The sequence below is a fragment of the Nonomuraea sp. 3-1Str genome, assembly GCF_031570565.1.
Classification (GTDB): domain Bacteria; phylum Actinomycetota; class Actinomycetes; order Streptosporangiales; family Streptosporangiaceae; genus Nonomuraea.
The window spans coordinates 196,912-222,682 of the sequence record NZ_JALHBK010000013.1; the positions used below are offsets into that span (position 1 = coordinate 196,912).

At 72.3% G+C, this 25,771-nt stretch carries 22 protein-coding genes; 11 read left to right on the forward strand and 11 right to left on the reverse strand.

Going from position 1 to position 25,771, the window contains the following annotated elements:
* Positions 1–4 precede the first annotated feature (4 nt).
* Positions 5–883, reverse strand: a complete 879-nt coding sequence (locus MTP10_RS22180; protein ID WP_310711517.1) for an aldo/keto reductase family oxidoreductase — start codon at positions 881–883, stop codon at positions 5–7.
* 260 nt (positions 884–1,143) lie between these two features.
* A complete protein-coding gene (clpX, locus tag MTP10_RS22185; protein ID WP_310711518.1) occupies positions 1,144–2,430 on the reverse strand; it encodes an ATP-dependent Clp protease ATP-binding subunit ClpX in 1,287 nt (428 codons plus the stop codon).
* 91 nt (positions 2,431–2,521) lie between these two features.
* Between clpX and MTP10_RS22190 the strand changes: the two genes are divergently transcribed.
* Positions 2,522–3,619 carry a helix-turn-helix domain-containing protein gene (locus MTP10_RS22190; RefSeq protein ID WP_310711459.1) on the forward strand — a complete coding sequence of 366 codons (1,098 nt, stop codon included), beginning with the start codon at positions 2,522–2,524 and terminating at the stop codon, positions 3,617–3,619.
* 83 nt (positions 3,620–3,702) lie between these two features.
* On the opposite strand, the gene MTP10_RS22195 is transcribed toward MTP10_RS22190, so the two are convergent.
* Both MTP10_RS22195 and MTP10_RS22200 read right to left on the reverse strand, forming a co-directional pair.
* Positions 3,703–4,923 (reverse strand): MFS transporter, encoded by a 1,221-nt coding sequence (locus MTP10_RS22195; protein ID WP_310711461.1) that lies wholly within the window; start codon positions 4,921–4,923, stop codon positions 3,703–3,705.
* A gap of 8 nt (positions 4,924–4,931) precedes the next feature.
* Positions 4,932–5,714 carry an MBL fold metallo-hydrolase gene (locus MTP10_RS22200; RefSeq protein WP_310711462.1) on the reverse strand — a complete coding sequence of 261 codons (783 nt, stop codon included), beginning with the start codon at positions 5,712–5,714 and terminating at the stop codon, positions 4,932–4,934.
* An 88-nt stretch (positions 5,715–5,802) separates the two neighbouring features.
* Between MTP10_RS22200 and MTP10_RS22205 the strand changes: the two genes are divergently transcribed.
* The 3 genes from MTP10_RS22205 to MTP10_RS22215 all read left to right on the forward strand — a co-directional run bounded on the left by MTP10_RS22205 (position 5,803) and on the right by MTP10_RS22215 (position 8,563).
* The gene (locus tag MTP10_RS22205) at positions 5,803–6,402 is read left to right on the forward strand and encodes an ABATE domain-containing protein (protein ID WP_310711463.1); all 600 of its coding nucleotides are present in this window, start codon (positions 5,803–5,805) and stop codon (positions 6,400–6,402) included.
* Between the two features lie 181 nt (positions 6,403–6,583).
* Complete coding sequence (locus MTP10_RS22210) at positions 6,584–6,763, forward strand: hypothetical protein (protein ID WP_310711464.1); 180 nt, start codon at positions 6,584–6,586, stop codon at positions 6,761–6,763.
* A 309-nt stretch (positions 6,764–7,072) separates the two neighbouring features.
* The gene (locus MTP10_RS22215; protein ID WP_310711466.1) at positions 7,073–8,563 is read left to right on the forward strand and encodes an alpha/beta fold hydrolase; all 1,491 of its coding nucleotides are present in this window, start codon (positions 7,073–7,075) and stop codon (positions 8,561–8,563) included.
* A 130-nt stretch (positions 8,564–8,693) separates the two neighbouring features.
* Here the strand turns inward: MTP10_RS22215 and MTP10_RS22220 are convergent, their stop codons facing one another.
* Positions 8,694–10,154, reverse strand: a complete 1,461-nt coding sequence (locus tag MTP10_RS22220; RefSeq protein WP_310711468.1) for an MFS transporter — start codon at positions 10,152–10,154, stop codon at positions 8,694–8,696.
* A 237-nt stretch (positions 10,155–10,391) separates the two neighbouring features.
* On the opposite strand from MTP10_RS22220, the gene MTP10_RS22225 reads away from it, so the two are divergent.
* Complete coding sequence (locus MTP10_RS22225; RefSeq protein WP_310711469.1) at positions 10,392–11,330, forward strand: helix-turn-helix transcriptional regulator; 939 nt, start codon at positions 10,392–10,394, stop codon at positions 11,328–11,330.
* 13 nt (positions 11,331–11,343) lie between these two features.
* Here MTP10_RS22225 and MTP10_RS22230 read toward each other — a convergent pair whose 3' ends face one another.
* Positions 11,344–12,588, reverse strand: coding sequence for an MFS transporter (locus MTP10_RS22230; RefSeq protein ID WP_310711470.1), 1,245 nt, complete (start codon positions 12,586–12,588; stop codon positions 11,344–11,346).
* Positions 12,589–12,661: 73 nt separating this feature from the next.
* Between MTP10_RS22230 and MTP10_RS22235 the strand changes: the two genes are divergently transcribed.
* Complete coding sequence (locus MTP10_RS22235) at positions 12,662–13,504, forward strand: LysR family transcriptional regulator (RefSeq protein WP_310711472.1); 843 nt, start codon at positions 12,662–12,664, stop codon at positions 13,502–13,504.
* A 67-nt stretch (positions 13,505–13,571) separates the two neighbouring features.
* Here MTP10_RS22235 and MTP10_RS22240 read toward each other — a convergent pair whose 3' ends face one another.
* Entirely contained in the window at positions 13,572–15,074 is a 1,503-nt protein-coding gene (locus MTP10_RS22240) for an MFS transporter (RefSeq protein WP_310711474.1), read from the reverse strand.
* A gap of 114 nt (positions 15,075–15,188) precedes the next feature.
* Here MTP10_RS22240 and MTP10_RS22245 point away from each other — a divergent pair, with 114 nt between their 5' ends.
* Positions 15,189–15,809, forward strand: a complete 621-nt coding sequence (locus MTP10_RS22245) for a TetR family transcriptional regulator (RefSeq protein WP_310711476.1) — start codon at positions 15,189–15,191, stop codon at positions 15,807–15,809.
* Between the two features lie 155 nt (positions 15,810–15,964).
* Here MTP10_RS22245 and MTP10_RS22250 read toward each other — a convergent pair whose 3' ends face one another.
* The 3 genes from MTP10_RS22250 to MTP10_RS22260 all read right to left on the reverse strand — a co-directional run bounded on the left by MTP10_RS22250 (position 15,965) and on the right by MTP10_RS22260 (position 18,531).
* On the reverse strand, positions 15,965–17,275 hold the full coding sequence (locus MTP10_RS22250) for an FAD-binding oxidoreductase (RefSeq protein ID WP_310711477.1): 1,311 nt from the start codon (positions 17,273–17,275) through the stop codon (positions 15,965–15,967).
* A gap of 125 nt (positions 17,276–17,400) precedes the next feature.
* Positions 17,401–17,826: a DUF4267 domain-containing protein gene (locus MTP10_RS22255; protein ID WP_310711479.1), complete on the reverse strand. Its 426-nt coding sequence runs from the start codon at positions 17,824–17,826 to the stop codon at positions 17,401–17,403.
* 63 nt (positions 17,827–17,889) lie between these two features.
* Positions 17,890–18,531, reverse strand: a complete 642-nt coding sequence (locus MTP10_RS22260) for a hemerythrin domain-containing protein (RefSeq protein WP_310711481.1) — start codon at positions 18,529–18,531, stop codon at positions 17,890–17,892.
* A gap of 121 nt (positions 18,532–18,652) precedes the next feature.
* On the opposite strand from MTP10_RS22260, the gene MTP10_RS22265 reads away from it, so the two are divergent.
* The 4 genes from MTP10_RS22265 to MTP10_RS22280 all read left to right on the forward strand — a co-directional run bounded on the left by MTP10_RS22265 (position 18,653) and on the right by MTP10_RS22280 (position 24,704).
* Positions 18,653–21,892, forward strand: a complete 3,240-nt coding sequence (locus MTP10_RS22265) for a BTAD domain-containing putative transcriptional regulator (RefSeq protein WP_310711482.1) — start codon at positions 18,653–18,655, stop codon at positions 21,890–21,892.
* A 265-nt stretch (positions 21,893–22,157) separates the two neighbouring features.
* Positions 22,158–22,598, forward strand: coding sequence for a transcriptional regulator (locus MTP10_RS22270; protein ID WP_310711483.1), 441 nt, complete (start codon positions 22,158–22,160; stop codon positions 22,596–22,598).
* Complete coding sequence (locus MTP10_RS22275) at positions 22,588–23,757, forward strand: FAD-dependent monooxygenase (protein WP_310711484.1); 1,170 nt, start codon at positions 22,588–22,590, stop codon at positions 23,755–23,757. The genes MTP10_RS22270 and MTP10_RS22275 overlap by 11 nt, the downstream gene beginning before the upstream one ends.
* A complete protein-coding gene (locus tag MTP10_RS22280; RefSeq protein ID WP_310711485.1) occupies positions 23,754–24,704 on the forward strand; it encodes an alpha/beta fold hydrolase in 951 nt (316 codons plus the stop codon). The genes MTP10_RS22275 and MTP10_RS22280 overlap by 4 nt, the downstream gene beginning before the upstream one ends.
* Before the next feature lie 170 nt (positions 24,705–24,874).
* On the opposite strand, the gene MTP10_RS22285 is transcribed toward MTP10_RS22280, so the two are convergent.
* Positions 24,875–25,636, reverse strand: coding sequence for an SDR family oxidoreductase (locus MTP10_RS22285; protein WP_310711487.1), 762 nt, complete (start codon positions 25,634–25,636; stop codon positions 24,875–24,877).
* Between the last annotated feature and the right edge of the window lie 135 nt (positions 25,637–25,771).

The window sequence follows — 25,771 nt, forward strand, 5'->3', positions numbered from 1 at the left end:
CCCTTCACACCGAGCGGCCGATCTTGTCCAGTTCGGCGAGGTCCTCGCCGGAGAGCTGGAGTCCCGCGCCTGCGACGTTCTCGCGCAGGTGCGCCACCGACGAGGTGCCGGGGATCAGCAGAATGTTCGCCGACCGCTGCAGCAGCCAGGCCAGCGCGACCGACATCGGCGTCGCGTCCAGCCGGGAGGCCACGGCCGTGAGCGCCGAGGACTGCAGCGGGCTGAAGCCGCCGAGCGGGAAGAAGGGCACGTAGGCGATGCCCTGCTCGGCGAGCTCGTCGATCAGCTCATCGTCCTGGCGGTGGGCGAGGTTGTACATGTTCTGCACGCTCACAATTGGAGCGATCGAGCGCGCCTCGGCGACCTGCTCCGCTGTCGCGTTGCTCACGCCGAGGTGCCGGATCAGGCCCTGCCGCTGGAGCTCGACGAGCGTCTCGAACGGCTCGGCGAGCGAACCCGGCTGGGGGCCCTGGGCGTCGCCGAGCCGGAGGTTGACCACGTCCAGCGTCTCGAGGCCGAGATTGTCCAGGTTGTGGTGCACGGCCCGGCGCAGGTCTTCGGGCTTGCGGGCCGGGGGCCAGCCTCCCTGCTCGTCCCGTACCGCGCCGACCTTGGTCACGATGTGCAGCGAGTCGGAGTACGGGTGCAGCGCTTCGCGGATCAGCTGGTTGGTGATGTGTGGCCCGTAGGCGTCGGCGGTGTCGATGTGGGTGATGCCGAGGTTGACGGCCTCGCGCAGGACGGCGAGTGCGCCGTCGCGATCAGCGGGTGGGCCCATGACACCGGGGCCGGCGAGCTGCATGGCGCCGTAGCCGAACCGGGTGACGGTCAGGTCGCCCAGGGTCCAGATGCCGCCGGGAAGCGAGGCGGAGAGCGTGCTCATCATGGTGCCTTTCATGTCGCATCAGGCGGTGGTGCCTGACGGTGCCCAACGCCATCATCGGTATGTAGCTCCCCGACAGGAAGCCGGTACCGGGGAGTGGGTAAGGCACCTCGGAGTGCGTAGGGCACTTCATGGGCGAGACGAGCGAGCGCGCATCAGCCGGGCACCGAGTGCGCCGGCCACCCGATCCGCCACACGACACGGACAGCCCCGGTGTCATGCCGACGGCCACATGATCATGGCGCCGGTCACGGGGGTCGTCAGGCGGACCTCTCCCGCGGCCCCTGGTCGCGGCCGGGCAGCTCATGGGGCACCAGCGTCGGGTTGACGTTGCCGAGGACGGTGTCGCGGGTGACCACGACCCGGGCCACGTCGTCGCGGCCCGGCACCTCGTACATGACGTTGAGCAGCACCTCCTCGACGATCGCGCGCACGCCGCGGGCGCCGGTGCGGCGCAGCAGCGCCTGCTCGGCGATGGCATCGACCGCGTCGCCGGTGAACTCCAGCTCCACCCCGTCCATCTCCAGCAGCCTGCGGTACTGCTTGAGCAGGGCGTTGCGAGGCTCGGTCAGCACGCGGACCAGCGCCTCGCGATCCAGCCGCCCCAGCGTCGCGATCACCGGGAGGCGGCCGACGAGCTCGGGGATGAGCCCGTAGGCGACCAGGTCGGACGGCATGACCCCGGACAGGGAGTCGCCCTGGAGACCGGCAGGGGAGCCGGGGTCGGCGCGGGGGCGCAGGGTGGCGCCGAAGCCCGAGCCGCCGCGTCCCGAGCGGGCCTCGACGATCCGCTCCAGCCCGTCGAAGGCGCCGCCGCAGATGAACAGCACGCCGGTGGTGTCGATCTGGATGTGGTCCTGCTGGGGGTGCTTGCGGCCGCCCTGGGGCGGGACGCTCACCGTCGTCCCCTCGATGATCTTCAGCAGGGCCTGCTGTACGCCCTCGCCGGACACGTCGCGGCTGATCGACGGGTTGTCGCCCTTGCGGGCTATCTTGTCGATCTCGTCGATGTAGACGATGCCGGTCTCGGCCTTGGCGACGTCGTGGCCGGCCGCCGCGATGAGCTTGAGCAGGATGTTCTCGACGTCCTCACCGACGTAGCCGGCCTCGGTGAGCGTGGTGGCGTCGGCGATGGCGAACGGGACGCCGAGCACCCGCGCGAGGGTCTGGGCCAGGTACGTCTTGCCGGAGCCGGTGGGCCCGACCATGAGGATGTTGGACTTGCCCAGCTCCACCTGCTCGCCCTGGCCGTCGCGCGGGGCGAGCCGGATGCGCTTGTAGTGGTTGTAGACGGCCACCGCCAGGGCCGTCTTGGCGGGTGTCTGGCCGATGACGTACTGGTCGAGGAAGGTGTGGATCTCGCGCGGCGGCGGCAGCGGGATCTCGGGGGCGGCGCTCTCGCCGCCTTCCTCGCGCAGCAGCTCGGTGCACTGGGCGACGCACTCGTCGCAGATGCAGATCTGCGCGGGGCCCGCGATGAGCTTGCGGACCTCCGCCTGGCCCTTGCCGCAGAACCTGCACGTCAGTCCCGGCGCCATGCGCGCCACCCCCTCCACCGAGATCAGATGATGCGGTCATCTGAATGGCGACGGTATCTTGGTTCGATACGGGGCGCAAACAGCGCGGACGGGGAGGACGATGGCCCGGCTCAGCAGGGCGGAGCTGCAACGGCTCAACCGCTCGAAGGTGGTCGAGGCCGCCCGGCGCGAGTTCGCGGAGCGCGGCTTCGCGGGCGCCACGATCGACGGCATCGCCGAGCGGGCCGGGCTCACGCGCGGAGCGGTCTACTCCAACTTCCCCGGCAAGCGGGCCCTGTACTTCACGGTCCTGGCCGAGCCCGCTGGCGACCCCTCCGGGGAGCCGGCCGGCCGGGCGGGGACGGCGCGGGAGGCGCTGGGGGCGTTCGCGCGGGCGTGGGTGACACGGCTGCCGCTGGTCACCGGCGGCCCGCACGACCCGGACGATTCCGGCGGGGCGGCGCGCCTGGCGGTGGACCTGATGCCGGAGATCCTCGCCGACGAGCGGCTGCGAGCGGTGACCGCGGCGCTGCGGCGTCTGGACGCGCTGCTGCTGGGGCTGGCCCTGGAGCGCATGGACCTGCTGGAACGCGGCGGCTCACCCGAGCGGGAACGCGCTGCGGGGCGGCGGGTGCGGGTGGCCGAGGCGGCGCTGGTGACCTTGCAGGGGGCGAGCGAGCTGGCCGCGGCCGCGCCGGGGTTCGTGGAGCCGTTCGACCTGGTCGCGGTGTGCGAGGAGCTGGCGGGGCTGGACCTGGGCGACCGGTGGGCTCCGCCGCCGGTGTTCCCGCGCGTCCTGCCCGCCGACGCCCCCTGGCCGCCCGGCTCGTTCTCCGAGGGCGACGGCGTGGTGGCGGTGCTGGGGCTGCTGGAGGCGGGCGCCGTCGAGGAGGCCGTACGGGCCGCGCCGCCGGGCGTTCCGGTGACCGCGGTCCTGGTCACCGACGACCCGGCCGAGTTGGCGCCGCTGGCACGGCTGGCGCTGGCCGGAGTGAGCGGCTGCCTGCGCCAGGCGTTCCCGGAGCGGGCGTGGCCCGGGCTGCGGATCATCTGCGACGGGACGGGCGCGCCGGCGGCGGCGGCCGGGGTCCCGGCGGTCCCGGACCGGACGGCGACGGCGGTCCGCGTCCGGGACGGCCGGATCGTCGCCCGCGCGCACGGCCCCGGCGCCTGCCACGCGATCGCCTCCTCCCTTCGGCCCGCCCCCTTCGTGGTGTGATCCACCTCCGCCCAACCCGGCGCTTGTCAGGGGTCACCGCAGCGTGAGACCACCCGCATCGGCGCAACGCGCCGGTTGCCTTGTCATCGGGCGCGTGCTGCCGCGACCACCGTGGGGACGATGGCCAGGGCCAGGATGCCGCCGCCCAGGGCCAGGGCAGGGTAGCCGGCGGTGGCCGTGACCAGGCCCGAGGCCATGCCTCCGGTCGCGCCCGCGATGGCGATGGCGACGTCGACCAGGCCCTGCGTCCTGGCGCGGGTGGCCGGCGGCACGGTGTCGGTGATGATCGCGGTGCCGGTGACGAGGCCGAGGTTCCAGCCCAGGCCCAGCAGCGCCAGGGCGACCGCGTACAGGGTGACGGATTCGCCCGGGGCGATGGCGGCGACGATGCCGGCGGCGAGCAGGGCCAGCGCCGAGGCGGCGGCCACGACGAGGCGGCCGTAACGGTCGACGAGCCAGCCCGTCACCGGCGAGGGCAGGTACATCGCGCCGATGTGGATGGCGATGACGAGCCCGGAGGCGGCGGCGCCGTGGCCGTGACCGTGCATGTGCACGGGTGTCATCGTCATGATCGCGACCATGACGATCTGGGTGAACACCATGACCAGCGTGCCGGCCAGCACACCGGAACGGTGTGCCTCCGGGTGCGGCCGGTCCGGTTCCGGGTGGGGCGGGGCGGTGCGGGACAGGAGCAGCGGGTCGGGGCGCAGCCAGACGATCAGGATCAGTGCCGCCAGCGCGTAGGCGGCGCCGGCGAGCAGGAACGGCCCGGCCAGGTAGGGGATGCCGAGGGTGTGAGCGAGGTCGCCGGTGGGGGCGGCGAGGTTGGGGCCGGCCACCCCGCCCAGGGTGGTGGCGACCAGCACGGTGGACACGGCGCGGGCGCGGTGGGCGGGGGCCGCCAGGTCGGCTCCGGCGTAGCGGGCCTGCAGGTTGGTGGCGGTGCCCGCGCCGTAGACGAACATCGCGGCGAACAGCAGGACGGGCTCGCCTGTGACGGCGGCGGCGATGACGCCCGCGCTGCCGACGGCGCCTGCCAGGTAGCCGGCGGCGAGGCCGGGGCGCCGGCCGCGCGCGTCGGAGATGCGCCCGACCGCGACGGCCGCCAGCGCGGAGCCGACCGTGGACAGCGCGCTGAGCAGGCCGGCGAGGCTGGTGGAGCCGAGCATGTCCTGCGCGAGCAGGGCTCCGACGGTCACGCCTGCCGCCAGCCCGGCCCCGCTGAGGACTTGGGCGGCGACCAGGACGATCAGGACGCGGCGCTGCGGCTGCAGGCGCGGGAGGTCCGCGGTCCGGGCGGGCACGATGCTCCTCACGTGCGGTCGCCCAGGTCCAGGTGGCCGGCCAGGCCGGCGGCGGTGAAGGCGGCCACGAGCTCGTCCCGGCCCTCGGTGAAGTGCGCCCAGCCGTCGTAGTGGACGGGGATCACGCGGCGGGCGCCGAGGATCGTGCAGGCTTCGGCGGCCTGCGCGCTGTCGAGGACGATCAACGCGCCGTCGAACAGGACGGAGAAGCGGGGAGCCCCGGCGAACAGGATCGCGGTGTCGACCGGGCCGAAGCGTTCGGCGATCTGCCTGACCGCGTCGAGTGAGGCGTTGTCGCCGCTGACGTAGACCGTGGGCAGGCCCTCACCGGTCAGGACGAATCCGACGACCTGGCCGGTGATCTGCTCGACCTCCTCGCGGGCGCCGGGCCCGTGGATGGCGGGTACGCCCGTGACGGTGACCGTGCCGCCCCCGGGCCGGTCCAGGATGATCGGCTCCCAGTCGGCCAGGCCCCTGGCCCCGTTGCCCAGCCGTCGTCCGCCGCCGGGCGTGGTGAGGGTGAGCGGGACGTCGGCGAGCAGGGCCCGGCCGGAGTGGTCGAGGTTGTCGGGGTGCTCGTCGTGCGAGAGCAGGACCACGTCGACGCGGCCGAGGTCGGCCGGTACGGCGGCGGGCGGCGCCGTCTTCGTCAGCCCGCCGCCGGGCACCTGGTAGTCGCCGGGGGCGTCGAAGGTCGGGTCGGTCAGGAAGCGCAGGCCGCCGTACTCGAACAGGGCGGTCGGGCCGCCGAGAACGCGGACGGGCATGTGGTCAGCGGTGGTGCTGGACATAGAGATGACCTCACGGATGAGAAGGGGTTTATCCGTGAATGACGGTAGTGGTGTCTCACGGATGAATGCAAGCCGTACCATGAGACCTATGAGCGAGCCCCTGACCGCCGCGTCTGTGCTGCCGCCCGCGCCCGGCGCCGACGACTACCTCGCCCTCGACTTCGTCAACAGCGCGATCGCGTTGCCCGGAGGGCATTTCGTCGATCTCCTCGGCACGCCTGGTGGGGCCAACCGGTGGCTCACGGAGCACGGCCTCGCCCCCGAGGATGCCGGGGTGCAGGAGATGTGCGCGGCGCAGTTGCGCTCGCTGCGCGAACACCTCAGGGTCCTGTTCGCCGCCCGGGCCGGCGGCCTGCCCGTCCTGCCCGCGGCCCTGTCCGCCGTCAACGACGCGCTGAGCAGGGCCCCTTCGGCCGCCCTGCTGTACTGGGACGAGAAACGCGGCCCCTACCGCGCGGCGCCGTGCCCCACGAACGAGATCCTCGACCGCGCGCTCGCGACGCTCGCGGCCAACGCGGCCGACCTGCTCACCGGCCCCGACGCCGAGCGCCTGACCCCGTGCGGCTCCACCCCCTGCAACCGATACCTGCTGCGCCACGGCCGCCGCCATTGGTGCTCCGTCCGCTGCGGCGACCGCGCCCGCGCCGCTCGCGCCTACGCCCGCCGCGCCCAGCCGAACGCCGGCTGACCGGATCCGGTCCGGCGAGGCGCCCGGCCACGCCCAGGGCGAGCGCATTCGCCGGGGACAGCACTCGCGGAGGTGCGGGGAGCGGGCCAGGGCATTGAGAAATCGTCGAGAAACCGTTCAGGCCGGTAGCGCATGCTGCGGCCACCAGGCAACCGACCGAAAGGAAGGCTCCATGCATGCCATGACCAGATTGGCCGATCGGCTCCTGGAGATGGTCGCCCCGCACACCGTGGCCCGAGCAACCGACTGCGGCTACCAGTGCTGCTACGCGAACTTCTGGAGGTACTGCTGCTACTACCCGAACGGCACGTCCCACTGCGATGGCTGCATCACGAACTCGAGCTCCCAGCGCTCGTGCTGAAACCGAACGGGGTGCCCGGCGGCCGTGTGCGGCCGGGCACCCCGTTCGCATCCATCAGGGTGACCTGTGCTCCACGTAGAAGCCGCCACCTTGGCCGACGTGCCCGCCCGCTGCCCGGTGGCCATGGTGGCGCGTGAGTGTCCTTCACGTTGACCCTGCCTCGGTCTCAACAGCGGAGCCGCCGCCTGTTAGATTCGGCTGTCATGATCAAGGCGAGGCGCGCGTCAACGACATGGGCGTGGGCCGCTGAGGCGTAGGAGCAGCCCGGCCAGCCGATCAACCATGGGAGCGATGGACTACAGGAGCAAGGTGTCAAGAACTTCCCGGCTCGCCACTGCCCTCGTGGCCATGGCGACGCTGTTAACGACCCCGTTAGCCGGGGTGGCCAACGCGACGGTCACCGGACAGGACGTCACGGATGCCGTCGGCAAGCGCGGCATCGCCTGGGGGCCGTGCGAGGAGGAGCCCACCGTCGAGTGCGGCACCCTGGCCGTGCCGATCGACTGGTCCAAGCCGAACGGGCCCACCGTCGAGCTGACCCTCGCCCGGCGCAAGGCCACCGACCCCTCCGCACGGATCGGATCCCTGCTGACCAACACGGGCGGACCTGGCAACTCCGGCGTGAACGACATCCTTCGGCCGTCCGGCTTCAGCGAGGACGTCCAGCGGCGGTTCGACATCGTGAGCTACGACCCTCGTGGCGTGGCCCGCAGCGGCTCGGTGACCTGCTCGGCCTCGGTGTACAACCAGATGCCGTACGCGGTCATGACCAGCCAGGCCGACTACGACACGTGGGTCGCCTTCGACAAGAAGCTGCGCGCGGACTGCCGCACGCTCACCGGCCCCCTGTACGACCACGTCGACTCGGTCAACGTGGCGCGTGACATGGACGCCATTCGCGCCGCGCTCGGTGAGGACAAGCTGACCTCGTACGGCGTCTCCTACGGGACGCTCGCCCAGCAGATGTACGCCGAGCTGTTCCCGAACCGGATCAGGGCCATGGTGCTGGACAGCAACATGGACCACAGCCTGAACGTCAAGGCGTTCCAGGTGACCGAGGCAGCCACCGTCCAGGACAGCTTCGACGAATTCGTCGCCTGGTGCGCCCGGGACACCGAGTGCGTCCTGCACGGACGCGACGTCCGCGCGCTGTGGAAGGGGCTGCTGGAGAAGGCCGACCGCGGCGAGCTGTACTGGCCGGGCGTCACCGACCGCCCGGTGAGCGCCCACAACCTCCTCTGGCTGGGCGTGGTGCTCAACGAGGCGCCCGTCTGGCGGCAGGAGGCCGAGGTGCTCCTCGCCCTGGACGGCGGGCCGGTGCCGGATGACATGCCCGGCCCTCCCGGCAACGGACCCGTGAACGGTGAGTTCGCCGAACTGCCCACCGCGATCCTCTGCGAGGACTGGAACCTGTCGCTGCGGGACTACAACCAGTACGCCGACGTGATGCGCAGCTCCAACGCGGTGGCCCCGGACATGCGGTACAACCCCATGCCGATGGGCGACATGCCGATCTGCCAGGGCCACCCGGTCAACAACCCGCAGCACCGGCTGCGGTACACCGGTAGCGCTCCGCTGCTGGTGGGCACCTCCATGCACGACCCCGACACACCGTACGCGTGGTCGGCCAACGTGGCCCGCCAGCTCGGCTCCAAGGCCACGCTGCTCACGTACGAGGGCTGGGGCCACGGCGTCTACGGCATGACCCGGTGCACCACGGCCGCCATGGACCGCTACCTGATCTCGCTGACCGTGCCCGCGAAGGGCACCCGCTGCCCGGCGGAAGAGCCCCAGGGCTAGACCGAACAGCGGCGGAGCGAGAGGTGAACGCCGATGCCGGGCTGACGCGGATCAGCCCGGCATCGTCTATCTGTGCTGGGCGCCGGTCGTCGAGCTGGGGGGCGCCCCCGGCGGCTCGTGCCGCCCGCCGTCACCGCGTCGTCGAGCGGGCCGTAGACCGGGCGCCGCGCAGGAACAGGGCGCTGGTGAGGACGCCGATGAGCACGATGGCGGCATTCACCGCGATCGCCACCTTCAGCCCGCCGAGGATGGCCGAGGCGCCGATGCCGGCCATGGCGCCGGTGGCGACGGCGCTCATGATCGGCGTGCCCATCGTGATGCCGACCTGCTGGGTCATGGTGGCGAGGCCGGTGGCCAGGCCCTGTTCCTGGTCGGCCAGCCCTGAGGTGGCGGTGACCATGAAGCCCACGATGACGAGCATGTTGCCGACACCGCCGGCGAAGCTGGCGATCAGCATGAGCCACATCCACGAGCGGTCGTCGCCGAGACCGAGCAGGGCCGCGGTGAACACGGTCTGCAGGATGCCGCCCAGGATCAGCGTCCGCTTGCTGCCGATCATCCCGATGATCTTCGGGGCCGTGGTGCCGCCTGTGACCGTTCCCAGGCCGAGAACCCCGAAGGACAGGCCGGCGGCGAGCGGGGAGAAGCCGAGCACGTTCTGGAGGTAGAGGGTCAGCGGGAAGACCAGGGAGGTCTCGGTGAGGAAGGCGATCAGACCGGCGACGTTGCCCCAGGCCACCGACCGCTTGCCGAGCACGCCGAGCGGCACCAGCGGCGCGGACACCTTGCGCTCGACGGCGTAGAACACCAGCAGCAGCACCACGCCCGCCGCCAGCGACAACAGGGCGCCCGCCGAGCCCCAGCCCTTCTCGCCCGCCTGGGTGAGCCCGAAGACGATGGCCAGCAGGGCGAGGGTGACGCTGACGGCGCCGGGCACGTCCAGCTTGGGGCGCTCGTCGGGCCGGGACTCCTTGATGATTCTCGGGGCGACGAGCAGCACGGCGAGGGCGACGGGCACGTTGATGAAGAACGCCCACCGCCACGACAGCAGGTCGGTCAGCAGGCCGCCGAGGATGGCGCCGGTGGTGAACCCGGTGGACATCAGCGCCCCGTTGAGGCCGAGCGCCTTCTCGCGCAGCGGGCCCTCCGGGAACGAGGTCGTCATCAGCGACAGCCCGGCGGGGGTCACCGCGGCGGTGGCCAGCCCCTGGAAGACGCGGGCCGTGATCAGCATCTCCGGGTTGCGCGCCAGCCCGCCCACGAGCGAGGCCGCGCCGAGGACCACGAGGCCGCACAGGAACAGCCGGCGGCGGCCGAACAGGTCCGCGACCCGGCCGAAGAGCAGGGTGAAGCCCGCCGCGCACAGCGCGAACGAGGTGGCGATCCACTGCAGGTTCGCCATCGAGAAGCCCAGGCCCTTACCGATCACCGGCAGCGCCACGTTCAGGATGGCGAAGTCCACGGCCAGCATGAACTGCGTTGCGAGCAGCAGGACCAGCACCAGCCGGAGCCGGGGGGTGAGCACGGCCGGTGCCGTGCCGACGGCAGGGCCGGGCGCGGTACCGGCCGCCTCCGTATCAGTGACAGACATGACGTCGAGTCCCTTTCCTCATGGTTCCTGACACGCGGCGCGCTCGGTCGCGTCACGTGCGGTCACGGAAAAGGCTCCTCGGCACCCGGATTCGCAGCCAGAACCCTGCCTTGCGCAGCCAGTGCGAGGGTAGTCATCGCAGCACCACCCTGACGGCTCCCGGCCGTCGGGACCGGCGGGCATCATGGGAGAGTCAGTGACCACGACCTGTCGCAGTCCGCCGACCTGGAGGCATGAATGGACGCCTCGTCCGAGCTGGGAGACTTCCTCAAGTCGCGCCGCGCCGCGCTGAGTCCCGAGGAAGTCGGCATCACCCCGCACCGGACCCGTCGCCGGGTCACCGGGCTGCGCCGCGAGGAGCTGGCGATGCTCGCCAACGTCAGCATCACCCACTACACCCGCCTGGAACAGGGCCGGGCCGCCGGTGTCTCAGACGGCTTGCTGGAGGCGATCGCGCGCACCCTGCGCCTCACCGACGACGAGACGGTCCACCTGAAAGACCTCGCCCGCCCCGCCGCCGCGTCGTCCCGCCCCGCCCCGACCCGGGCGACGCACGCCAGCGCCTCGGCCCGGCAGCTGCTGGCGGCCATGACCGACGTGCCGGCCCTGGTCCTGGACCGGCGCAACGACGTCCTCGCATGGAACCAACTGGGCCACGCGCTGCTCGCCGGACACCTGGCGCCCGAGAGCCCTGACACACCCGCCACCCGCCCCAACGTGACCCGGATGCTGTTCCTGGACCAGCAGTACCGGAAGTTGTACGCGAACTGGCGCGACCAGGCAGAACTCGCCGTGGCCGCCCTGCGCCTGGTCGCCGGTCGCCACCCCGACGACCGCTCCCTGGCCGAGCTTGTCGGTCAACTCACCATGAACTGTGACGAGTTCGCCTCTCTCTGGGCCCGGCACCCCGTGCGCACCTGCACCTCCGGAGTGAAGCACCTGCGTCACCCACTGGTCGGTGCGATGGAACTCAGCTTCGAGAATCTCCTCATCCCCGGCACCTCGGGCCAGCACCTGATCGCCTACACGGCCGAGCCCGGCTCGCCGTCGGAGGCGGCACTGCGGCTCCTGGGCAGCGTGACGGCTTCGGGGGCGCAGGACACGACAGCGGTACGGCACTCCATCACCGCCCAGGCGGCACCGGCATCCACAGCCGGCGGAGCGGCGCGGCCGTAGGCGCCGGCCCGTATCACGTGCCAGGCCGGGTGCCGGCCTCGCACGGCTCGAGGTCCGGTGCTCCGGCGCGGCCGAGATCGTCGAGCCGAGACCGCGTCCGGGCGGTCGAGCGGCGGGCCAGCAGGCATCCGGTCAGCGCGGCCGCGAGGCCGGCCAGCCCGGCAGCCGCGAAGCCGGCCGCCGGCACGGAGGCGTCGATCGCCAGCCCGACGATCGGGGATCCGAGCGCGAAACCCGCGCTCTGCGCCGAGGATTGCAGTCCTGTCGCCTCACCGCGCACGCCGGCCGGAGCCAGCCGGCTCACCGCGTCGGCCACCGTGGAAAGGGTCGGCGCGGTGAGAATCCCGGCGCCGACGATGGCCACGCACAGCCAGGGCCAGTCGTGGGCGAGACCGGCGGGAATCGTCACGAGCCCGAGCAGGCCGAGCAGCAGCCACGTGGGCATCGGCCGGGGCAGCACGCCGTAGACGAGCCCGCCGGCGACGGAGGCCACGCCGAACACGGGGACGACGACGGCGGCCCAGGACACCTGACCTGCTTCTTCGAGCGTGGCGACGATGGCGAGGTCGACGCCGCTGAGCAGCGTCGTGGTGCCGAACGCCATCGTCAGTACGGCGATCAGGCCGGCGCCCAGCCACTCCCGGCGCGGGGGTCGTCCGGCCGCGGCGGCATCGGCCTCGCCCTCGGCCCGCAGTGGCGGGTTGAGCAGGGCGATGCCGGCACCGCCGGCCGCGATCGCGGCGCCGACACCCCACGCCACCACGCCGGGGGATGTCTTCGCCGCACCCAGGATCACCACCGCCGGGCCCACGATGTACGACAGCTCGCCCTGCACCGATTCCAGCGCGAACGCTGCCCGGCGCTGTCCCGTCGTCGTCATCGCGGCGATCGCCTGCCTGGTCACCTGCTGGACCGGCACCATCAGCAGACCGGCCACGAAGGCGGCGCCCAGCAGAATCACGTACGGCATGATCGGCACGCTGAGCCAGAACACGACCTGCAGGACGACGGTTACCAGCAGCACGCTCCGCAGGCCCCGCACGTCGATCAGGCGGCCGAGCAGCGGACCGCCCAGCGCCACCCCGACGGTCAGCGCCGCCGCGACACCACCCGCCGCGGCGTAGCTCATGCCCAGACCCAGCACGACATACATCGTCAGTGCCATCGCGTCGGCCGTGATCGCGGCACGGGCGAGCAGCGAGACGCCCAGCAGCGATGCCATCCCTGGCACGGCGAGCACCTGTCGGTATCCGGTCACCCGCGACACGCTAGAACCTCCGGCCGAGCCATAGGAAGTGGCCAATTCTTTGCAGCTGACATAATGAATTCTTATGGCCAGAGATCTCGAGATCGGATTGCTACGGTCGTTCGTCACCGCCGTGCGGGCGGGCAGCATCAGCCGCGCCGCGACCGCGCTCGGACATACCCAGCCCGCGCTCAGCCAGCAGTTGCGCAAGCTCGAGAGCGTGGTCGGCCGTCCGTTGCTGCACCGCTCGACATCCGGCGTCTCGCCGACCCGGGCGGGGGAGGAGCTGCTGCCGTACGCCGACCGCATTCTCACGCTCGCCGCACAGGCGCTCACCGAAACCGGGCGCGCGCTCAGCGGCCACTGCGGCGTCGGGTTGCTCGAGGACCTCGCCGCCTCCCAGCTTCCGCAGGCCCTGGCCGACCTCGCCCATGTGCACCCCGGCACGACGCTGGAGGTGCTCAGCCTTCCCAAGGCGTCGACACGGGAGGCCTATGACGCGGGCCGCATCCAACTCGTGCTCGACGAGGTGCCGGACCTTCCCGGGCCGCCGCGCTGGACGGTACGCCGCCCGCTGGTCTGGGCGGTCGGCCAGGGCGTGGACGTGACCGCCGATCCGCTGCCGGTGGTGCTGTTCTCGAACACCTGCTCCTGGCGTACGTCCGTGCTGGAGACGCTGGAACGCACCGATCGGCGCTGGCGGGTGGCGTTCGAAAGCAACAGCCTGGTCAGCGTGCTCGCCGCGGTGCGGGCCGGGCTCGGCGTCGCGGCGCTCATGCCCCCGAACGTCGAACCGGCCATGGCCTGCCACGACGCCGACGCCCTGCCCGCCCTGCCGGACGTCGAGCTCGGTCTCGCGCGGCACCCACGGACCGAAGGCGATCCGCTGATCGATGCCGTGGAGACCGCGCTACGACGCATGATCTGAGCTCCGCCGCGGGTCGGGGACGGGGGTTCGATCCCACCCGCACCAGGGTCCGGCCAGGTGTGCCCGCTCAGGCGACCTTGGTGGGCTGTGGGGAGTCGCCGGAGGCCGGGCTTGCGGCGATGTCGCGGCGTGGCCGGCCCAGTGCGGCGGCGATGGCCACCGTGCCGACGACGCATACGGCGGCTGTTCCGTACAGCGTGGTGTGCAAGGCGCCGGTGAACCCCGCGGCCAGCGTGTCGAAGGCGCCGCCGGTCAGGTCTCCCGCGGCGACCTTCGCGGCCACTTCCTGGGAGCCGACGCGCGTGCCGATCAGGCTGACCAGGACGGCGCCGTACACGGCGATGACGATGGCTTCGCTGCCGATGCGCATGGTGTTGAGAAACCCGGTGGCCATCCCGGCCTGCTCGGGCTCGACGAGGCTCATCGCCGCCCCGTCACCCACCCCGAACGACAGCCCGGCGCCCAGCCCGACCATCAACAGCGGCCCGGCGATGACGGCGACGGAAGTGGAGGGGCCGATCACGGTGAGCCAGGCGTTTCCGCCGGCGAACGACGCCAGGGAGATGGTGATCAGCACGCGGGCCGGCACCCCCCGGTTCACCAGCCCGCCGGCCAGCGGCGGAGCCAGGAGCACCGGTGCGGTCATCAGCAGCAGCACCGTTCCGGCGCGCTGCGGGGAGAACCCGCTCGCACCCACCAGATAGGTGGGCAGATAGGTCAGCAGCGTCACGAAGCCGAACGTCGAGACCACCGGCACCATGCACAGCGCCAGGAATCGGCGGTTCTTCACCAGCGACAGGTCGAGGAGCGGGGCGGCGGAACGCGCCTGCAGGACGACGAAGACCACCAGCAGCACCACGCCGACGATCAGCAGTGCCAGCACACCGGGGCTCGCCCAGCCCCATTCCGGGCCCTGGACCGCGCCCAGGACCAGCGCACCCAGGCCGGCGACGAACACCGCCGCACCGGTCACGTCCAGCCGGGGACGCTGCGCCGCACGCGATTCGGCGATGTGACCGACGCCGATCAGCGCCACGGCCACCAGGGCGGCGTGCAGCCCGAAGGTGGCGCGCCAGCCCAGCGCGCCGACCAGCCAGCCCGACAGGGTCGGCCCGGCCGCCAGGCCGAGCCCGGCGGCGCTGCCGAGCGCCGCGAACGCGCGGGTGCGCGCTGCGCCGTCGAAGGTGGTGGCCAGGATCGCGCCGCCGCTGGCGAACACCCCGGCCGCGCCGATGCCCGACAGGCCGCGGGCCAGATCCAGCAGGGTGATGCCGGGGGCGGCTGCCGCGGCCAGCGAGCCGATGGCGAACAGTCCCGCGCCGGCCGCGAAGGTCCGGCGGCGTCCTGCCAGGTCGGCCGTGGATCCGCTGACCAGCATGAACGAGGCGAAGGTCAGGTTGTAGGCATTCATGACCCATTGCAGTGGCGCGCCTGCTGTGTGCAGGTCCGCGCCGATGCCGGGCAACGCCACGGCTGCTCCGGAGATGGACATCGGCACGGTGACGAAGGCCAGCAGCACCACCGCCAGCGTGATCGCCGGACGGGAGCGTGCAGGGGGATCGGTGGTCATGGGTTCGCGCTCCTCACGGATATTCGACAGACACAATCAGCCACTGGCGGGAGAATGCCACTCAGTGGCGTTAGCTGTCAAAGCGCAACCGCCCTTGCGTGCTAGCCTCTTGGGGTGAGGGATGACCTGCGCGACCTGCCGCTACGCGAACGCAAGAAGCTGCGCACCCGCCGAGCTCTGGCCGAGACCGCACTCCGCCTGTTCACCGAGCGTGGCTACGACGCCACCACCCTGGACGATCTGTGCGATGCCGTGGAGGTGTCCAGACGCACCTTCTTCCGCAACTACCGCTCGAAGGAGGACGTCGCGCTCGCCGCCGACAGCGACCTGTGGTCGGCCTATCTGGACTACGTGGCCGCCCGGGAGATGGACGGCCCGCTGATCGAGGCTCTCCGCGCAGCGCTGGACGTCACCTTGAGCGCCATGGACGCCGACTGGGATCGCCGCTTCCTGACCGCCCGGCAGTTGTCGGAAGCCGTCCCCGCGCTGCAGGCGCACAGTCTGGGCTACTGCCAGGACACCACCCGGGCCCTGGTCGAGGTGGTGAGCGGCCGTTCCGAGACCGGCGTCGACGAGTGGGAAGTCCGTCTGGCCGTGGAGATCTTCGTCGCCGCCTGGCGCACGGCTTGCCTGCGTTGGACGGCGCACGGCGGCCACGGCGGCCGCGACACGTTGACGAAAATGGTCGAGGAGACCTTCGCCGAGATCCCCGCCGCGCTCACCTCCACCGCCTAGCGATCCTTCGCCATCACGACGGTTCGCGCCGGCTCGTCAACGCCCCTGTGGCGCTCGATGGTCATCTGGGTTGTCGAGCGACTGAGGGGAGTGGAAGGCCGGTGCGGCCCCGCCGCCCCGGTGGGCGGAGGGGCCGGGACCTGCTGGGAACCGATCTATCCGAGCACCGGGTAGTTCGCGCGGAACACGTTGTTCGGGTCCCGGTCCCGCTTGATCTCCCGCAGCCGCGCGAGCGCGCTGCCGGAGAAGGACTTCGCCGCCGTGTCGCCGGGGGACAGCAGGGTGTACGGCTTGCGGCCGCTGATGTAGGCCTCCAGGCCGGCCACGACCTCGGCCTGCTTGGCGTGCGTCGCATCGGCCGCGTGCGGCAGCCCGAGACCCAGCAGGCCGAGCAGGTACGGCTCAGCCACCGCGCCGCTCGCACCGGCCCCGCCGCCCGGCTCGGCGAGCGCCCCGCCCAGGTGCCGGATCTGCACGTTGATGAGTGGTTCGACCGGCTTGGCCAGCAGGAGCTCCACCGCGGCCGCGTCCAGGCCGGTGAGCAGCTCAGCACGAGCGATGGATGGGGCCGGGTCGGTGGGCTCGGCGGTGATGTCACCCAGGTCGGCGACCGGGACGACGCCGCGGCTGTCGGAGATCGCGTCCTCGATCTTGTCGAGGCGTGCCAGCAGGTCCTGCCCTTGAGCCGCCTCACCCAGGTAGGCCAGATCCAGCGTCACCATCGGCGGCGCGCCGGGGGGTCGGAGCCGGTTGATCCAGACACTGAGCTCACGCGGCGCCTCGGCGGTGATCTCCAGGAACGCGTCGTACACCTCCCTGGTCCGGTGCTCCGGCCAGATCACGCGCCCGCCGTACAGGACCGGCGCGGGATACAGCTCGAGTTCGAGGGCGGTCACCACCGCGAAGTCCCCGCCACCGCCGCGCAGCGCCCAGAACAGCTCGGGATCGGACTCGGCGGTCACCCGGCCCGGCTCGCCGTCGGCGTCCACGATGTCGATGGCCCGCACGCTGTCGGAGGCGAAGCCGTACTTGCGGCTGAACCAGCCGACCCCGCCGCCCAGGGTGTAGCCGGTCACGCTGACGCCCGGCGCGCTGCCGGACAGGCCGGTCAGACCCAGCGGACCGGCCGCCGCCAGCACCTGCCCCCACTTCACGCCCGCGCCCACCCGGACCACGCGCTCCTGCGCGCGCACCTCCACCTCGTCCAGCAGGCCGGTACGCAGCAGGATCAGGCCTTCCACATCACCGGAGGCGCCATGCCCGCTCGGCTGCGCGGTCACCGTCAAACCCGCCCGCCGCGCGTAACGCACGAGCGCCGCCACGTCATCGGCATCCGCGGCCTCCACCACGGCCGCCACCGGCTGCCTGACGGTCAGATTCCACGCGGTGGCCGCCTGTTCGAAGCCGTCATCACCGGGCAGGAGCACGCGCCCCTTGAGGACACCGCGCACATCGTTGATCGTCATCGTCGTCTTCCTTTTTCGAGTTCTCATACATGCGGGGGAGCACCGTGCTGCGCCCTGACCGTGCTGTTCTGGTCCGGCTCGACCGGCCGGTGGATGGCGGGACGCTTGAAGAGTTCCGGTGATGGTCAGGCGGCGTGCGGGGCGGGCGTCGCCGGAGCGGCCGCGACCTTGCGGGTCTCGCGCAGCAGCAGCAGGCCGTTGCCCACCATCAGTGTCGCGGTCAGGCAGTGGACGCCGAGCGCGGTGGCCACGGAGCCGTGGTGGGCCAGCACGTTGGTCATGTCGCCGTACGCGGCCAGGGCCTCCACCAGCAGCGCCCAGCCCAGCGCCCGGCGGTGGCCCGTCACCAGCAGGATGCCCAGGACCAGGGCCATGACGACGTCGCGGATTCCCTTGACGATCAGGAAGCCGCCGCCGTCGCCGGACGGCCAGGTCGGCAGGCCGAAGGTCGGCGCCGTCGCCTCCGGGCTCAGGATGAACTCCGACCCGAACCAGAGGATGAAGAGGATGAAGGCGGCGGCCAGGACAGTGTTGATCTTCTTCAGCGACATTGTTCTTCGTCCTTCGAGTCTTCGGTGAGCTTGGTGAGTCGTGCGTGGGGATCGGGGGTCTGGTCAGGCCGCGCGGACGCGGCTGATGTGGCGGGCGTAGCGGGGGCGGCCGATGATGTGCCAGATGCCGCGCACCGGAGCGGGAAGGGCGGACAGGAGCGTGGCGCGCTCGGCCGGGTTCGCATCCTCCAGGACGAGGCCGAAGAGGGTGAGCAGGGTGAGCTTGGGCGTGTTGGCCACCAGATGGTCGCCCAGGGAGGCCCATTCCCTTTCGGTGATGTGCTCGGCCGCGAGCGGGAGGAGAGTGGCCTCCTCGTCGTCGAGGTGCTCGAGAAGCACGGCCCGGTGGTCGGCCAGGGCGGCCACGAGCGTGTCGCGCTCGTCCGCCCCGGCGGCGGCCTCCCACGCCGGGACCGCCGCGTCCAGCCTGGTCAGCGTGGCCGCGACGCGCTCGTGCTGGACCTCCATGCGCAGCACGATGTCGGCCTGCAGGTCCACCCGGGACAGCAGCGGCGGCCACAGCAGCTCGTCCTCGCCCTCGTGGTGGTTCTTCAGTCCCAGCCGGTAGTCGCGGAAGTGGTCGGCGATCACCTTGGCGCGAGCGGTGTCACCCGGGGCGACCGCCGCGACGAGCTCCATCAGCAGCCGCGACTCGCGACGGAAGGCGCGGTGGACGATCTCCATGTCCTGGGTGTTGACGCTCATTTCGTTCCTGCCCTTCATCGGCTCGATGTGCCAAGGCTGCTCCCGGGCGTTTGGAAGGCACTTGGAACCCGACTTGGAACCCGACTTGGAACGCCAGGATCCGCGTAAGATGTCGCACGTCATGGTCTTGATCCGGGTATTGGGCTCGCTCGGCGCCGAGGTCAACGGCGAGCCCGTTCCCCTGGGCGGGCCGCGGCAGCGCGGCGTCCTGGCCCTCCTCGTCGCGGCGCGCGGACAGGTCGTGCCGGTCGACCGGATGATCGAGGACCTCTGGCGCGGCGAGCCGCCATCGCGTGCGCTGGCCTCCCTGCAGGCGTACGTCTCCAACCTGCGCCGGCTGCTGGAGCCCGGCCGCCCGCCCCGAACCCCGGCCCGTCTCCTGGTGAGCGCCGCCCCCGGCTACGCGCTGCGGCTGCCGCCGGAATCGGTGGACGCGTGGCGTTTCGAGGACCTGCTCGACGACGCCCGCACGCTCACCGAGCCTCAGGCCGCCCGCGCCCGGCTGGCCGAGGCACTGGGCCTATGGCACGGACCCGCGTTCGCCGAGGTCGCCGACGAGCCGTGGGCCGCCGCCGAGACCGCCCGCCTGAACGAGCTGCGCATGGTCGCCCGCGAGCTCCACGTCGCGGCGAGCCTGCGGACGGGCGACCCCGCCTCGGTGGTTCCCGAGGCCGAGAGCCTCACCCGCGACGAACCCCTGCGCGAAGAGGGCTGGCGCCTGCACGCCCTGGCGCTGTGGAGCAGCGGCCGCCAGGCCGACGCCCTGGCGACGCTCCGCCGCGCCCGCGCCACCTTCGCCGACGAACTCGGTCTCGACCCCGGTCCCGACCTGGTCGCCCTGGAAGAGGCGATCCTCGCCCAGCGCATCGACATCCTCCGTACGGCCGTCCCCCCACCCCCGGCCACCCCACCCTCATACGCCACGCCCTCGCACGATGCGCGCCTGCACGACGCGACCCTGCATCGCGCTGCCTCTTTCGTGGGGCGGGAGGGCGAGCTTGCCGCGCTGGTTTCGGCCGCCGGGCAGGCTGCCGCCGATGGGGCGCGCGTCGCTCTCGTCACCGGGGAAGCGGGGCTGGGCAAGTCGACGCTCTTGGAGCACCTCGGCGCGCAGTTGGAGCGCGACGGCTGGCTCGTCGCCGCCGGGCGTTGCCCGGAGGTCGACGGAGCGCCGCCCGCGTGGGCGTGGGTCGAGGCGCTGCGGGCCGTCGCCGCGGCCGTCCCTCCGGGGGAGTTCGCGGAAGACCTGGCGCCGCTGCTCTCCGACTCCATGCCGGTGGACACCGACGCCGCCGCCGGGCGGTTCCGGCTGCGCCGGGCCGTGTGGGCCTGGCTCGCGGCGGCCGCCACGGAACGGCCGGTCGCCGTCGTGCTGGACGACCTGCACTGGGCGGACACGACCACGCTGGAGCTGCTCGGCGGCGGCGTCGGCGTGCGGGCCCCGATCCTGGTCGTCGCGGCGTATCGCCAGGAGGAGAGCGAGCACCTCACCGAGACGCTGGGTGCGCTCGCCCGCACCGTGCCGCTCCGGATCGCGCTGCCCGGGCTCGACGGCGCGGCGGTGGCCGAGCTCGTACGGGCCGAAAGCGAGGCCGACGACGCGACGGTGGCGAAGATCGCCGAGCGCACCGGCGGCAACCCGTTCTACGTGCGGGAGAGCGCGCGACTGCTGAACGGCGAGGGCGCGCTGGTCGCGCTCTCCGAGGTCCCCGAGGGCGTACGGGACGTGCTGCGGCGCCGGCTGGCAAGGCTGCCCGAGAGCGGCGTGTCCGTCCTGCGGCTGGCGGCGGTGGCCGGCCGGGAGAGTTCGGTGGACGTGCTCGTGCAGGCCGCCGACGCCGACGGGGACGGCGTGCTGGACGCGCTGGACGCGGGCGTCATCGCCGGGTTGCTCGACGAGCCCGGGCCCGGGCGCGTCCGGTTCGTTCACGCGCTGGTCAGGGACACGCTGGTCGCCGACGTCAGCCGGTTGCGGGCCGCAAGGATGCACGCCCGGATCGCCGCCGCCCTGGAAGGCACCGGCGACGTCGCGGCGCTCGCCCATCACTATGCGCGAGCGGGATCGCCGAAGGCCGTCGGCTATTGCGTGCGGGCCGCCGAGCTGGCCGAGGCGCGCTACGCCCACGACGTGGCGGCTGCCCTCCTCACCGACGCGGTCGCCAACTGCAGCGAACCGGACGAGCGCGTCGACCTGCTCGGCAGGCTGCTCCGGGCACAGATCAGGGCCGGGGCCGGCGCCGCGGCCAGAGACACGCGCGAGCAGGCCGTGGAGTACGCCGAGTCGATCGGCCGCGACGACCTGATGATCGCCGCGTTCACCGCCTGGACCGAGCCCACCCCCTGGCAGGCCCGCACGTACGGCACGGTCGACCGTCCCGTCGTCGACCGTCTCAGCCGCCTGCTCAAGCGGACCGGTCTCGCCCCCGACGTGCGGTCCCGCCTCCTCATCGCCTACGCCAACGAGCTGGTGGGCGAGGACGATCCGACGGTCATGGCGGCGGCGCGGGAAGCCCTCGACCTCGCCACCGATCCCCGCCTCCGGGCCGCGGCGCTCCTGGTCCTCGCCAGCGACCCCGGGCAGGAGGAGTACTCCCGCGAGCTGGTGGAGATCGGCGTCGAGCACGACCTGCCCGTCTACCGCGTGACCGGGCTGCTCAGCCAGGCCGCCAACGCCGTTGCGGCCAACGACCCGGCGACGATGCGCCGCGTGACCGGGGAGGCGCTCGACCTCGCCCGCGCCTACCGGATGCCGGAGGCGATCGGCGCCGTCGAGATCGCGCTGGCGAGCCTGGTGCTCATCGAGGGCCGGTTCGCCGACGCCGAGCGCCTCTACGCCGAGGCCACCGAACGCATGGAACGCGCCGGATCGGTGCACGCCGGCTTCCTGCCCCTCGCGCGGGCGGCGATCTGGCTGAACGACGGCACGCTCGGCGACCACCTGGACGACGTGCGCGCTCTGCACGAGGCGCTCGGCCCGATGGTCGCCGACCTGCTCGCGCTCGCCCTCCACGCCGCCGGCCGCAGCGACGAGGCGCGCCGGGCCCGCACGTCACCGAGCCCGATCCGGCCCGACTTCTTCTTCACCTTCCTGACGAGCCTGCGCGCGATGGCGATCGTCGCGCTGAACGACCGCGACGCCGCCGCGGAGATCTATGCGGGCCTGCTCCCTCACCGTGAAGGCCCCCCGGCCGGCGCGGAGAGCCTTTCGCTGGCGCTGCGTCCGGTCGCCCACACGCTCGGTGAGCTGGCGCTGCTGCTCGGCCGCGACGACGAGGCCGCCGCCCACTTCGCGCGGGCCGCCGCCATCGCCGACCGCTGGAACGCCCCCCACTGGTCCGCCGCAGCCCGCGCGCACCTCTGACCAGCCCAGCCCGGACGGAAGATTCGCACCGTGTGGGACGGCAGCGTCTTCACCGTCACCCAGTTCGACCGGTCGAGCTCACCAAGGCCGGACGTGCTCTCCTGGACGCGTATCTGACGTCACGCGAGATCCACCGCGCAACGGTCTTCTCCTACATCCTGCGAACCATCTTGCATTCACACTATATTCAGTACATACTGGATTTTATAGACGATTGAGATCGGTGGATGGCATGACAGGTGACCGGGAGCGAATCCTGGAGTGGGTGGAGCGGGCGGCGGTGTTCTGCATCGATGAGTACGCCGTGCCGCCGATCGCCGGCCGTGTGCTGGCCTGGTTGATGATCTGTGATCCGCCGGAACAGTCGGCGGGGCAGATCGCCGAGGCGATCGGCGCGAGCAGGGCGTCGCTGGCCACCAGCATGCGCCTGCTCATCGACGCCGGATTCGTGCGCCGTCGCACCCGGCCGGGGCAGAAGACCCACTACTACCGGGTGGACGATGACGCTTGGGAGCGAGTCGTCCGGCGCAGGGTCGCGGGCCTGGCCGCGTTCCGTGAGATCACCGCGGCGGGCATGGAGGTGGCCGGGTCCGATCCGGCGCGCACCGGGCGGCTGCGCGCGGCGCACGAAGTCTTCGACTGGATGGACAAGGCCTTCGCGAGTATGCCCGGGCCGCAGCACGAGGGAGATGCCGATGAGGCGTGAGCAGGGTCGCAGCGCGATCGTGGCCGGGGCCGGGATCGGCGGGCTGGCCGTGGCCGGCGGCCTGCTGCGCAGCGGATGGGAGGTAACCGTGCTGGAGCGGGCCCGAGAGCTGGGGGAGGTGGGCGCCGGCTGGTCGTTCGCGCCGAATGCGTTGCGCGCGGCCGACGCCCTGGGCGTGGGCGAGGAGTTCCGGGCGTGCTCGGTGCCCACCGAGGCGGGCGCCACGATGCGGCTGCCGGACGGGACCTACCTGATGCGGTTCCAGCCGGACGCCGACCCGGCGCTGCTCGCCAACCACCGCGCCGACCTGCAGCGCGTGCTGGCCCGGCACGTGCCGGCGGAGCGGATCCGTACCAGCGCTGAGGTGACCGGCGTCCGCCAGGACGGCGACGGCGTCACGGTCACCTGTCGTGACGGCGGCGAGGTGCGGGCCGACCTGCTGGTCGGGGCAGACGGCATCCACAGCACGGTACGCCGCAGCGTCTGGCCGGACGCGCCCGAGCCCGTCTTCCAGCGCATCCTGTGCTGGCGCGGGGTGACAGCGCCGGGCACGGTCTGGCCGGTGAGCGGGTTTCAGACCTGGGGCCGCGGCGCCCGGTTCGGCGCGCACCCGTTGATCGGCGAGCGGGTGTTCTGGTTTCTCACCGTCCGCCAGGAGCAGCCGGGCCTGCGCTTCGACGACGATCTCGGCGAGGTGATGGCCCGGACGCGCGGCTGGCACGAGCCCATCCCGGCCCTGCTGGCCGCCACGCCGCCCGAAGCGGTGCTCTGCCACGACATCCACGACCTGGACCCGCTGCCCTCCTACGCCAAGGGCCGCATCGCGCTGCTCGGCGATGCCGCCCATGCGATGACCCCCTTCCTGGCCCAAGGCGCCTGCCAGGCGCTGGAGGACGCCGTCGTACTGGCAGCCGAGGCAGCCCGGACGAGTTCCGTCCCGCAGGCCCTGGACCGCTACGACGAGGTCCGCCGCCCCCGCACCCAGCAGGTGCAGCGCATGGCCCGGACCGATCCCAAGCTCAGCCTGTCCACCAGCGGCGCGACCTACCGGCTCATGACCGCGATGACCCGCCTGGCCTCCTCCGGCGTGGCCCGCCGCAAGAGCGCCCGGCTCTGGGACTGGACTCCTCCCGCTCTGTCCACGGAAGGCACACGATGACGATCGAGCACATCATGTTCCGCAGCGGCGACGTACGCTGCGCGGCCGACCTCTATCTGCCGCAGGAAGCCGGCGGGCCGGTGCCCGGCGTGGTGATGGGGCACAGCGTTCACATGGTCAAGGAGGCGCTGGCGCCCGGCGCCGCCTACCTGGTCCAGGCCGGCTTCGCCGTCCTCGCGATCGATTACCGCACCATCGGCGCCAGCGAGGGCCACCCGCGCGGCCAGGTCTTCCCGCACCGCTACGTCGACGACGTCCGCAACGCCATCACCTACCTGCAGGGCCGCCCCGAGGTCGACCCGGCCAGGATCGGGTTGTGGGGGCACAGCCTGGGCGCCACCGTCGCGATCCAGGCGACGGCGATCGACCGCCGGGTCACATGCGTCGCCTGCCAGAACCCCAGCATGTTCAACGGCTGGCGCGCGATGGAGAAGGCCCGCGGCCGGGCCGGCGTCCAGGCGATGCTCGATGTCGTCGATCAGGACCTGCGGCAACGCCAGGAGACAGGGAAGGGGATGCGCATGCCGCTGCTCGGCACCGGCGACCCGCACATCGTGGACTACCTGCAGCTGGCCAAGGAGGTCTACCCTACGTTCGACGACGAGGTGGAGGCCGAGTCGCTGGCTCAGGTGCTGCAATGGGTGCCGGAGGCGTTCATCGAGCGCGTCGCCCCCCGGCCGCTCCTCATGGTCACCGGACGCGAAGATCTCACCCACGACATCGACGAGGTCCTGGCCGCCTACGACCAAGCCCGCGAACCGAAACGCCTGGAGATCCTGCCCTATGACGAGCGCGGCCTGTCCGTAGAACCCGGACTCGGTCAGGCGATGAGCCTCGCGGCCGAGTGGTTCCGCCGACACCTGATCGAGGCAGAGCCGTTCGTACCCTCCCCACCGGCCAGCGAAGTACGCGCCAAGGGCTTGCGCCCCGAATTCACTACTCAGTAAACGTTCGATTTCGGCCTTGCCGTGCGGCACGCCAGCTCACCCTCAAGGGGCGACATCACACGGCGGCAGGTCTTTATCACCAGGGCGCGCAAGTAGGGCCCGAGGGCTGAATCACCGCACGGCAGGCGGCGGTCCGTCACCTTCCCCCGGACCGCCGGCCGGCGGCCCGCTCAGGCCTGGCGGGTGGGCAGGATCACCAGCTGGCGCAGGTTGACGCGGCGCGGGCGGCTGGTGGTGTAGGCGATCAGGTCGGCGACGTCGTCGGCCGTCAGGGCGTCCATCGCGGAGTACATGCCGTCCAGCTGGCCGCTCAGCTCGCTGTTGTCGATGTGCGTGCCCAGCTCGGTGTCGGTCAGGCCCGGCTCGATGTTGGTGACGCGCACGTCCTGCCCGCCCAGCTCGGTGCGCAGCGACGCCGACAGGAAGGTGAGCGCCGCCTTAGTGGCGCCGTACACCGCGTAGTTGGGGAAGGTGACGTGGGCGCCGATGGAGGAGACGTTGACCAGGTCGGCGGGCCGGCCCTGCGCGGCGGCGGCGAGCAGGTCGGGGACGAAGGCGCGGATGACCCGCAGCGCCCCGCTCAGGTTGGTGTCGATCATGCGGGTCCACTCGTCGTCACGGCCCTCCACGATCGGGTTGGGCAGCATGACGCCGGCCGAGTTCACCACCAGGTCGGCCGGCCCGTACGCCTCGTGGACGCGGTCCGCGGCGGCGGCGACGCTCGCGGGGTCGGTGACGTCGGCGGTCACCGCCAGGGCCTGGCCTCCACCGGCCGTGATCTTGGCGGCCAGCTCGTCGAGCCGGTCGGCGCGCCGGGCCAGCAGGGCCACGCGCGCCCCCTGGGCGGCCAGCAGGCGGGCGGTGGCCTCGCCCATGCCGCTGGCGGCGCCGGTGACGACGGCGGTACGGGTGGAAAGAGCGTCGTAGCTCATGGTGGTGCTCCTCGTCGAGGTGTTGTCGTGCTGACGGAGACGATCCTGCTCCGGGCGCGCCGCCTTACCCAGGGTGAGGCTCATCCTGGGTCTGGCAGTGCCAGGCTGAGCGCGCGGGACGTTGCCTAGGCTGGG

What these genes read in the sequence shown, in the direction of transcription:
- MTP10_RS22250 (WP_310711477.1), bottom strand. Translation starts at nt 17,275, where the DNA reads ATGACGATCAACGATGTGCGCGGTGTCCTCAAGGGGCGCGTGCTCCTG.
- MTP10_RS22265 (WP_310711482.1), top strand. Translation starts at nt 18,653, where the DNA reads ATGGTCTTGATCCGGGTATTGGGCTCGCTCGGCGCCGAGGTCAACGGC.
- MTP10_RS22240 (WP_310711474.1), bottom strand. Translation starts at nt 15,074, where the DNA reads ATGACCACCGATCCCCCTGCACGCTCCCGTCCGGCGATCACGCTGGCG.
- MTP10_RS22180 (WP_310711517.1), bottom strand. Translation starts at nt 883, where the DNA reads ATGAGCACGCTCTCCGCCTCGCTTCCCGGCGGCATCTGGACCCTGGGC.
- MTP10_RS22225 (WP_310711469.1), top strand. Translation starts at nt 10,392, where the DNA reads ATGGACGCCTCGTCCGAGCTGGGAGACTTCCTCAAGTCGCGCCGCGCC.
- MTP10_RS22275 (WP_310711484.1), top strand. Translation starts at nt 22,588, where the DNA reads ATGAGGCGTGAGCAGGGTCGCAGCGCGATCGTGGCCGGGGCCGGGATC.
- MTP10_RS22210 (WP_310711464.1), top strand. Translation starts at nt 6,584, where the DNA reads ATGACCAGATTGGCCGATCGGCTCCTGGAGATGGTCGCCCCGCACACC.
- MTP10_RS22205 (WP_310711463.1), top strand. Translation starts at nt 5,803, where the DNA reads ATGAGCGAGCCCCTGACCGCCGCGTCTGTGCTGCCGCCCGCGCCCGGC.
- MTP10_RS22190 (WP_310711459.1), top strand. Translation starts at nt 2,522, where the DNA reads ATGGCCCGGCTCAGCAGGGCGGAGCTGCAACGGCTCAACCGCTCGAAG.
- MTP10_RS22260 (WP_310711481.1), bottom strand. Translation starts at nt 18,531, where the DNA reads ATGAGCGTCAACACCCAGGACATGGAGATCGTCCACCGCGCCTTCCGT.
- MTP10_RS22255 (WP_310711479.1), bottom strand. Translation starts at nt 17,826, where the DNA reads ATGTCGCTGAAGAAGATCAACACTGTCCTGGCCGCCGCCTTCATCCTC.
- MTP10_RS22200 (WP_310711462.1), bottom strand. Translation starts at nt 5,714, where the DNA reads ATGTCCAGCACCACCGCTGACCACATGCCCGTCCGCGTTCTCGGCGGC.
- MTP10_RS22285 (WP_310711487.1), bottom strand. Translation starts at nt 25,636, where the DNA reads ATGAGCTACGACGCTCTTTCCACCCGTACCGCCGTCGTCACCGGCGCC.
- MTP10_RS22235 (WP_310711472.1), top strand. Translation starts at nt 12,662, where the DNA reads ATGGCCAGAGATCTCGAGATCGGATTGCTACGGTCGTTCGTCACCGCC.
- MTP10_RS22280 (WP_310711485.1), top strand. Translation starts at nt 23,754, where the DNA reads ATGACGATCGAGCACATCATGTTCCGCAGCGGCGACGTACGCTGCGCG.
- MTP10_RS22220 (WP_310711468.1), bottom strand. Translation starts at nt 10,154, where the DNA reads ATGTCTGTCACTGATACGGAGGCGGCCGGTACCGCGCCCGGCCCTGCC.